Origin of the sequence: Cobetia sp. UCD-24C (assembly GCF_001306765.1) — a bacterium.
Lineage (GTDB): Bacteria > Pseudomonadota > Gammaproteobacteria > Pseudomonadales > Halomonadaceae > Cobetia > Cobetia amphilecti.
In genome coordinates this window covers 1-2,516 of the sequence record NZ_LJTD01000024.1, presented here as the reverse complement: position 1 = coordinate 2,516, position 2,516 = coordinate 1, and the positions used below count along the sequence as shown (strand labels likewise).

The following is a 2,516-nucleotide window of genomic DNA, read 5'->3' as shown; positions in this document are numbered from 1 at the left end:
AGCGCCGAAGCCAACAGCACCGTCACCATCACCCACAACGGTGAAGTCGTTGATACGGTCGTGGCAGATGCCAATGGCACCTGGAGCTATACCCCGAGCACTGATCTCACCGAGGGTGAGCATGTCTTCAGCGTCACGGCTACCGATGCCGCCGGCAACGAGAGTGCAGCCTCTGGCGAGTTCACGCTCACCGTCGACACCGCCGCGCCTGATGCGCCGGTTCTGTCCGAGACCGATGGCGAGACGGCTAATGGCAGCACCGTCAATGGTAGCGCCGAGGCCGGTGGCACCGTCGAAATCACCAATGGTGATGGCGACTTGCTGGGCAGCGGCACTGTTGCCGATGACGGTACCTTCAGCATCACGCTGTCTCCGAAGCAGGAAGCCGGCGCTGAGCTGACCGCCACTGTCACCGACGCTGCAGGCAATGAAAGTGCGGTCTCCGACGCTCTGGTGGTACCGGAAGACGCTGACGTCACAGCGCCGAACACGCCGGCCATCACCTCCGCCACAGATGATGTGCCAGCCGACACCGGTTCTCTCACCTCCGGCGATAGCACCAATGACGCGACGCCGACCCTGACCGGCAGCGCCGAGGCCGGTAGCACCGTCACCATCACCCACAACGGTGAATTCGTTGATAGCGTGACGGCAGATGCCAATGGTGCCTGGAGCTACACCCCGAGCACTGAGCTCACCGATGGCGATCATGTCTTCAGCGTCACCGCGACCGATGCTGCTGGCAACGCAAGCGCGCCGTCTGGTGAGTTCACGCTCACGATCGACACCACCGCGCCGGATGCACCGACCCTGTCCGAGACCGATGGCACCACCGTCGCCGGGACCGGTGAAGCGGGCACCACGGTCGAGATCACCAATGCCAACGATGATGTTGTGGGCACCGCGGCCGTCGATGCAGAAGGCAACTTCTCGGTTGAGCTCTCCCCGGAGCAGGAAGCCGGCGCTGAGCTGACCGCCACCGTCACCGACGCCGCAGGTAACGAAAGCCCAGTCTCCGACACCCTGGTGGTGCCGGAAGACGCTGACGTTACCGCGCCGAACACGCCGACCATCACCTCCGCGACCGACGATGTGGCTGCCGATACCGGTGCCCTCGCCTCCGGCGACAGCACCAATGACGCGACTCCGACGCTGACCGGCAGCGCCGAAGCCGGCAGCACGGTCACCATCACTCACAACGGCGAAGTCGTTGACACGGTCGTGGCAGATGTCAATGGTGCCTGGAGCTATACCCCGAGCACTGATCTCACCGATGGCGATCACGTCTTCAGCGTCACCGCGACTGATGCCGCCGGCAATAAAAGCGCGCCGTCTGGCGAGTTCACGCTCACCGTCGACACCACAGCGCCGGATGCCCCGATCCTGTCCGAGACCGATGGCACCACCGTCGCCGGAACCGGTGAAGCGGGCACCACGGTCGAGATCACCAATGCCAACGATGATGTGCTGGGAAAAGCGGTCGTCGATGCAGAAGGCAACTTCTCGGTTGAGCTTTCACCGGAGCAGGAAGCTGGCAGCACACTGACAGCCACGGCAACCGATTCGGCCGGCAATGAAAGCGCAGCGTCCGCGGCACTTGATGTGCCGGAAGATGCTGACGTTACCGCGCCGAACACGCCGACCATCACCTCGGCGACCGACGACGTGCCAGCCGATACCGGTGCCCTCGCCTCCGGCGACAGCACCAACGATGCGACTCCGGCCCTGACCGGCAGCGCCGAAGCCGGAAGTACCGTCACCATCACCCATAACGGCGAAGTCGTTGATAGCGTGACGGCAGATGCCAATGGTGCCTGGAGCTACACACCGGCTACTGATCTCACCGATGGTGACCACGTATTCAGCGTCACAGCGACCGATGGCGCCGGCAACGAAAGCCCAGCGTCTGGCGAGTTCACGCTCACGGTCGACACCACCGCGCCGGATGCGCCGGTTCTGTCCGAGACGGATGGCACCACCGTCGCCGGGACCGGTGAAGCGGGCACCACGCTCGAGATCACCAATGCCAACGATGATGTGCTGGGAACAGCGGTCGTCGATGCAGAAGGCAACTTCTCGGTTGAGCTCTCACCAGAGCAGAAAGCTGGCAGCACTCTGACAGCCACGGCAACCGATGCGGCCGGCAATGAAAGCGCAGCGTCCTCGGCACTCGATGTGCCGGAAGATGCTGACGTTACCGCACCGAACACGCCGACCATCACCTCGGCGACCGACGATGTACCAGCCGATACCGGTGCCCTCGCCTCSGGCGACAGCACCAATGACCCGACGCCGACCCTCACCGGCAGCGCCGAAGCCAATAGCACCGTCACCATCACCCGCAACGGCGAAGTCGTTGATACGGTCGTGGCAGATGCCAATAGCGCCTGGCGCTATACCCCGAGCACTGATCTCACCGAGGGCGATCACGTCTTCAGCGTCACCGCGACCGATGCCGCCGGTAACGAAAGCGCGCCGTCTGGCGAGTTCACGCTCACCGTCGACACCGTCGCGCC

Annotated in this window: 1 protein-coding gene; it reads left to right on the top strand. The window is 64.0% G+C overall.

Translation table 11 applies throughout. The features are described from left to right. Window positions 1–2,516: Ig-like domain-containing protein (locus AOG28_RS18400; RefSeq protein ID WP_235507079.1), on the top strand; the 2,516-nt coding region annotated here is incomplete at both ends.